Below are 6,620 nucleotides of genomic sequence, written 5' to 3' on the forward strand. Positions count from 1 at the left end.
CACGCGGTATATGACCCCGGCCCATTGGGGCGCATTGGCCTGACGATGCTGCCCATGGATTTACGACAAGCCCCGGACCACTTGCTACAATGTAGCAATCGCCCAGCGACGGCGGTCAGAGCAGGGCTCAAGCAAGAGCTGACAAGAGATGATGAAGACAGCGCAAACGGTTGAGAGCGTGGGTGGGTGCAGGTACTTCAGGGGACCTGTCTTTGCCGTTGCACCCATGATCGACTGGACGGACAGGCATTATCGCTTTTTCGCGCGGCAGCTGTCGCGGCATGCGCTGCTCTATACGGAGATGATCGTCGCTGAGGCGATCCTGCGGGGGGACCGGCAGAGGCTGCTCGGCTTTGACGGATCGGAGCATCCCGTCGCGCTGCAGCTCGGCGGCAATGATCCGGCGAAGATGGCGGAGGCGGCACGGATCGCCGAAGCCTTCGGCTACGACGAGATCAACATGAATGTCGGCTGCCCGTCGGATCGGGTGCAATCCGGCACGTTTGGCGCCTGCCTGATGCAGGAGCCGGCGACGGTGGCTGCCTGCGTTGCGGCGATGAAGGCGGCGGTAAAAATCCCGGTCACGGTCAAGTGCCGGATCGGCGTCGACGACCAGGATCCGGAAGTGGCGCTGCGCACGCTCGTGGCGCAGGTGGTCGATGCCGGCACGGATGCCGTCTGGGTGCATGCCCGCAAGGCTTGGTTGCAGGGCCTGAGCCCCAGGGAGAACCGCGAGATCCCGCCACTCGATTATGGTCTCGTGCATCGTTTGAAGCAGGAAAACCCCAATATTTTCATCGGTATCAACGGTGGTCTTCAGACCCTTGATCAGGCGCTTGAACAGCTTCAGCATTTGGACGGCGTCATGCTTGGCCGCGCCGCCTATCACGACAGTGCCATGCTGACGGCGGCGGATCGCCATTTCCCGCATCCGCTGACCGGGGCGGAGCCCATCGTTGAAAACGGCGCCACCTTCTCGGAGCGCGGCCATCGCCTCGATCTCGATTTCTGGGCCGGCGTCCGTGACGCCATGGCGGACTACGCCGCTGCGCATATCGCCAGCGGCGGGCGCCTGATCCATGTGACGCGTCACATGGTCGGCCTGTTCCAGGGCTGGGCGGGCGCTCGACGCTATCGCCAGATCCTGTCTTCCGATGCGACCCGCCAGGGCGCGGGTCCGGACGTGATCCACGCGGCGTTCGAGGCGGTGTTCGAGGCGACGGCGGCAAAGCAGGCGGCGGAGTAGGGTAGGCCAACGACTGCGCCGCGACCGCCCCGCGGAACGGGCACCACTCCCGTAGTTGTTTGTCGTTCTGTTTAAGGTGTTACGAATGCGACGGTTTGAAGTCTACCTTGGCGATCAGCTTGTCGGACACACGGTGTTCGAGCATGGCGACCGATCAATGGCTGTCGCCTACGGAGAGTTTTTTCCAACCGGCGCATATCATCGTGACATGGCCAATGAGAACAGCGACTTCACCGTGAGACTTGGCGATGTGCCGATCCGCTGCGCGGGCGTTGCGATCGAGGATTACTTCGAGGAAGCGGGCGAAATCGAAGTCGCGGCCCTCGGCATCTGGTGCCCGGCCTATGACGAGCTGTTTCCGGAGCGCGCGAGAACCGGCAGCTGCGAATGGCCGCAACCGTAACCGGGTATGCCGTTGCAGGCAGCTCGGCCGGGAAGCTGGCGTCGGCGGGGAACTCCCCAAATGAAAACGGCGCCCCTTGCGGAGCGCCGTTTCCAAATGAATGTCCGACTGGACGATCCGGCTTAGGCAGCCTGGATGTTGACGGCCTTCGGGCCCTTGCCCATGCGATCCGGCTCGGTGTCGAAGGTGACCTGCTGGCCATCCTTGAGGGTAGCGAGGCCAGCGGCCTGAACGGCGGAGATGTGTACGAACACGTCCTTCGCGCCGCCATCCGGCGTGATGAAGCCGAAGCCCTTGTCCTGGTTGAAGAATTTTACGATGCCCTTGGTGGCCATGGAAGAAGTCCTTTTCCTTCAGTCAATTTGCGTTGCCCGCGCCCCCTGGGGGATGTGGGCATCTCGTCTTCCGCTTGCAAGCGGAAAGGCGTCGAGTGGTCACGATATCGGGGAAAAGACGTCTACGGTGCCGCTGCCGGCAGTCCCGACACAAGGCCGGGCGCAGTTGAAAGTCCAGTCTCCGGGATAGAAATCGCCCGAACGGCGGAAGAAGTGACAGGATTTGTAGAAAAAGGCAAGCGCCTTGTGCGCCGCGGGAAGCCGTCCGGCCTCTGTCTTTGCAGGGCTTTGGCCGGTTCTCGATCGTCGCTTTCCGGGCCGGGAGAAAAATCGGGGACGGCCGGTTTGCGGACACAATTTCGTCCCGACCGCGACCGAACGTGCGCGCCGCCAACGGGCGTTCGCGTCTTGGGGTGGACTGCCGTTGGTGGGCTTGCACCTCGCTATAAGACTTGCGCATCCCCAGGATAACGCGCAGGTTTTACCGAAGGTTGGTTCCGTCTTGGCCGGCAATGGCTTAGCGATGCCCTGCCGGCCGCGCAAAGCGGGATGGCGTGACGTGCCTGAAGAATGCGCCGACGGCTTTGGCCGGCGGTGGGAGTGACATACGGAGAGGGACAGCGTGATCGACCCTTACGAACTGCTTGGACTGGAACGCGACGCCGACAATCAGGCAATCCGCAACGCCTATCGCAAGGCGGCGAAATCCGCGCATCCGGATTCCGGCGGCGATCCCGAACAGTTTGCTCGGCTGCAGGTGGCCTATGAGCTGCTCAAGGATCCTGTCCGTCGCAAGGTCTATGACGACACCGGCTACGATCCGCAGCTGGCAGACGCACGCGATCTCAAGGGCTTGATGATGCTGGAAACGCTGGTCAACGAGTTCATCCTCGACGAGCGCGAGCCCGGCAGCTTCGATCCCGTCGCCGCCATGCGGCGCAAGCTTTCGGACGATATCGTCAAGAGCCGCTTCCACATCCTCGAGCTCGAACGCCACCGCGCCCGCGTGCGCAAGCACCTCGACCGCCTCGGCCGCCGGCCGGAGACCGACGTGCTCGGCTCGATGCTGCGCGCCCGCTCGCGCTCGATCGCCGAGGCGATCAAGAACACCGACGAGCAGATCAAGACGATCGAGCAGGCCTATGAAATGCTGGAAGGTTACTCTTATGAACTTGAGGCGCTGGAGGTGAAGGCGCACGCGGCGGAGTAGGCGACGCCATCTCGACTCTTCCGTTGGTAAACGCGCCGGGACGACGTCGACAACCGTGATCCGGAGACCTGGCTATCGGCCGGCGCGATCGCCGGTCTTGATGTCGCCAGCGTTCGCCTTTTTGGCACCGCTGTGCAGTCGCCTCTATCGGTGCCATAGTCTCCGTCTGTCCCCGATAGCCGGGACCTCTGCCATCGTCTGGAGCGAAGGAGAGTGGCATGAGCCGCCGCTCACACATGCGTGCAGCCGTTCTCCTTCTGGCGACCATGCTCGCCGCCTATCTCGCGGTCAGCTATTTTCTCGTTCCGGAACTCTGGGTCTTCCATGACTCCAGGCGCAGGGTTCCGCTCAATCCGATGGTCACGTCCACGGAGCAGGGCATTCCCGGCGACCCGATCAATGTCGGGCTGGTCGGCTCCAAGGAGCAGATTATCCGCGCCTTCGTCGCGGCCGGATGGGACGCTGCCGACAAGGTGACGCTCAGGTCCTCGGTCGATATCGGCCTCAGCGTCGTGCTCGACCGGCCAGATCTCGACGCGCCCGTCAGCCCGCTGTTTTATGAGGGGCGCAAGCAGGACCTGGCCTTCGAGAAGCCGGTCGGCCACAGCGCCGACCAGCGCAACCATGTGCGCATCTGGCAGACGACCAAGCCTGTGGAGGGCAACGGCCCACTTTGGCTCGGTTCGGCCAGCTTCGACCGCGGTGTCGGCCTCAGCCACGATACCGGCCAGATTACCCACCACATCGGCCCCAATCTCGATGCCGAACGCAATCTGGTCATCGGCGACCTCGACAAGGCCGGGCAGGTAGCGTCGACCTATGAGATCCCCGGCATCGGCGCCACCACATCGGGCCGCAACGGCGGCGGCGATCCTTACTTCACCGACGGCAAGACCTTGGTCGGAGTGCTCAAGCCGGCAGGCGAAGGGGGCGGTGCGGAGGCCGCGAAATGAGTGCCCACCGCCGCACGTGGCGCAAGGGGGCGGCAGGCGCGAAACGCGGCGGTGGACCAACGGCTTAAAGCGCAAATCTGAAAGATTGTGGCGCGGGGCGGCACAGCTGACGGCGCGCGCGCCCCGTCACCTACGCCTTACGGACGCCCCATGAACAGCGACAACGATGCAAAATCGTCGTGCAGGTGGCCGGCGTCGATGGCACGGCGGAAGATCGCCTCGTAGCCGTCGGTGATCGTCCGGTCGATGCCGCGGGTGGCCATCAGCTCGACCAGATGGTGGAAGGCGCCATAGTGCGGCGAGACCGAGGAAAGCGTGTCGTCGTCGGCCGTATAGCGCCCGGCGGCGCTGCGCTTGATCAGGTCGGCGACGAGGCCATCGATGACAGGCGCCGTCGCCGACCATTGTTTGCCAAGCGTTTCGAGATCGATCGCCTCGGCGCGGCAGACGGCGATCGATTGCAGCGCACCGAACAGCGCCCCCCACATCAGGGCGAGCACCGCGCTGTCGAGCGCGTTGGCAAGGCCCGGATCAGCGCCGATATGCTGCACATTGCCGCCGAGCGCGCCGAGCACCGCGCGGCTTTCCTCAAACGCTGCGGTCGGGCCGGAGATGAGCAGGGTGCCCGCTTCGGTGCCGATGAAGTCGGGCGTTGCCAGGATTGCGCCGTCGAGGTGGCGGATGCCATGTCGCCCGGCCCAATCCTGCACCTCGCGGGCGCCGTCTGGCGTGCCGGAGGTCAGCTCGATGATCAGCTTGCCCTTGAGGGCGCCAGTGACGTCGGGGTCGCGCAGCAGGCTTTGCGTCGCCAGGTAGTCGCTGACATTGACGATGACGATGTCGGACGCGGCAACGGCGTTGCGGACACTGGCCGCCACCTCGGCTCCGGCAGCGGCGAGCGGCGCCGCCTTTGCCGGCGTGCGGTTCCATACCGTCGTCGGGTGTCCGGCCTTCAGCAGCGCATGCGCCAGTGCCGATCCCATTCGCCCCATTCCCAAAACACTGATTGCAGGTTGCATGTCCAGTCTCCATATCCATGGCGCGGGTCGGCGCTGCTGCGCATCCCGCTTCGATTGTTCGACACGACGGGATTGTCGTCGCGGCTGAGACGTAAGGTGGGACAACCGGGTCGCAATACGCACCCGCGGGTAAGTGCTTACCCCGGCGTAAGGGAGGAAGACGTGACGGATGCGATGGAAAACTGCGGTTTCATGACCGCGCTGCGTGCGATCGAGGGCAAGTGGAAGGTCGATATTCTCTGCGAACTCGGCAAGGCGGCCCGCCGCTTCGGCCGGCTGCGCCAGGCGATCCCTGAAATCAGCGAAAAGATGCTGGCGCAGCAGTTGCGCGAACTCGAGGCCGACGGCCTGGTTGCCCGCACCACCTATGCGGAAATCCCGCCGAAGGTGGTCTATTCGCTGACCGAACGCGGCGCTGCCCTGAACGTCGCTGCGGAGGCCCTCTGCCAATGGGGCGAGAGGTTCGGCGAGGACGCACGACAGGTCGAGGCGAGGGCGGTTGCGGCGGGCTGACCGCCGCGACGTCAGCGTGGCCATCGAGCGCATCACACTCTCTCTCGGCGTTGAAGCCACGATGCAGGCCGCTGCAGCCTTTTGGCCGGCATTTCGCACCATTGCAGCCACGATCTTGGCAGCCACAGCCTGTCGCTACTCATCCCTGCTTCCAGCGGCGGATACGCGTGGCGGATAAATGCGCGACTGCGCTCGTGCGCTTGCACTTGAGTGCAGATCTCCTTTGCGCCGCAGACGCGGCGCGGCTGGATTCCTGTGACAAGCACAGGAATGAGGGCGGTGGTGTCGTTGTGGTGTTTGCGAAGACCATAGTACGCGCCGACACGGGGGACGTTGCCCGACTTCTCGCAGCTGCAATCTCGCCGCCGCTCTGTCTCAGGTCCCAGCCCCGCGGATGAGGGTGGTGGTGTCGTTGTGGAGAGCATTGGACGCGGCGACCCAGGGGACGTTATTCGACGTTCTCGGGGTTGCCATCTCGCCGCCGCTCCGTCTCAAGTTCCAGCCCCGCGGATGAGGGAGTCCGGTTCTGGCCGGATACAGCCCCTCTGCAGCCTCATCCCTGTGCTTGTCACAGGGATCCAGCAGCCATGCGTCTGCATGGCGGGAGGGACGATGCGACGCCCGCTTGTTGGACAGGGCTCGTGGGAGCCTGGTTCTTGCCGGATACAGCCCCTCTCCAGCCTCATCCCTGTGCGCGTCACAGGGATCCAGCAGCCGTGCGTCCGCACGGCGGAAAACGGCACCCGCAACGCTGGCCGCAACCGCCTTCGCGCCGAAGGCGCGGCTGAAATCCTGTGACGGGCCCCTGAACGGGCGGCGGCGGCGCGGCCGCCGCCGCCGGCTGGCCTACTTCACCACCACATGGCGCTTTTTGCCGAGCGAGAGCCGGAGCGGCTGTCCGCCGACGGTTACCAGTCCGTCCGCATCCTCGACGACCTCGC

Annotated in this window: 7 protein-coding genes; 5 read left to right on the forward strand and 2 right to left on the reverse strand. The window is 64.6% G+C overall.

The features are described 5' to 3' along the window. Positions 1 to 148 precede the first annotated feature (148 nt). Together dusA and L981_RS29705 are read left to right on the forward strand one after the other, a co-directional pair. Positions 149 to 1,246, forward strand: a complete 1,098-nt coding sequence (dusA, locus tag L981_RS29700) for a tRNA dihydrouridine(20/20a) synthase DusA (protein WP_043625197.1) — start codon at positions 149 to 151, stop codon at positions 1,244 to 1,246. Between the two features lie 85 nt (positions 1,247 to 1,331). Continuing rightward, positions 1,332 to 1,649, forward strand: a complete 318-nt coding sequence (locus L981_RS29705) for a hypothetical protein (RefSeq protein ID WP_043625199.1) — start codon at positions 1,332 to 1,334, stop codon at positions 1,647 to 1,649. 122 nt (positions 1,650 to 1,771) lie between these two features. Here the strand turns inward: L981_RS29705 and L981_RS29710 are convergent, their stop codons facing one another. Further along, a complete protein-coding gene (locus L981_RS29710; RefSeq protein ID WP_034788487.1) occupies positions 1,772 to 1,984 on the reverse strand; it encodes a cold-shock protein in 213 nt (70 codons plus the stop codon). Positions 1,985 to 2,606: 622 nt separating this feature from the next. Here L981_RS29710 and L981_RS29715 point away from each other — a divergent pair. Continuing rightward, positions 2,607 to 3,194 (forward strand): J domain-containing protein, encoded by a 588-nt coding sequence (locus L981_RS29715; protein WP_043625202.1) that lies wholly within the window; start codon positions 2,607 to 2,609, stop codon positions 3,192 to 3,194. A 218-nt stretch (positions 3,195 to 3,412) separates the two neighbouring features. Beyond that, complete coding sequence (locus L981_RS29720; RefSeq protein WP_043625205.1) at positions 3,413 to 4,147, forward strand: LssY C-terminal domain-containing protein; 735 nt, start codon at positions 3,413 to 3,415, stop codon at positions 4,145 to 4,147. 137 nt (positions 4,148 to 4,284) lie between these two features. On the opposite strand, the gene L981_RS29725 is transcribed toward L981_RS29720, so the two are convergent. Then, a complete protein-coding gene (locus L981_RS29725; RefSeq protein ID WP_043625207.1) occupies positions 4,285 to 5,166 on the reverse strand; it encodes an NAD(P)-dependent oxidoreductase in 882 nt (293 codons plus the stop codon). 162 nt (positions 5,167 to 5,328) lie between these two features. On the opposite strand from L981_RS29725, the gene L981_RS29730 reads away from it, so the two are divergent. After that, complete coding sequence (locus L981_RS29730) at positions 5,329 to 5,679, forward strand: helix-turn-helix domain-containing protein (RefSeq protein WP_245281744.1); 351 nt, start codon at positions 5,329 to 5,331, stop codon at positions 5,677 to 5,679. Positions 5,680 to 6,620 lie beyond the last annotated feature (941 nt).

Source organism: Ensifer sp. ZNC0028 (genome assembly GCF_000799055.1).
GTDB lineage: Bacteria > Pseudomonadota > Alphaproteobacteria > Rhizobiales > Rhizobiaceae > Ensifer.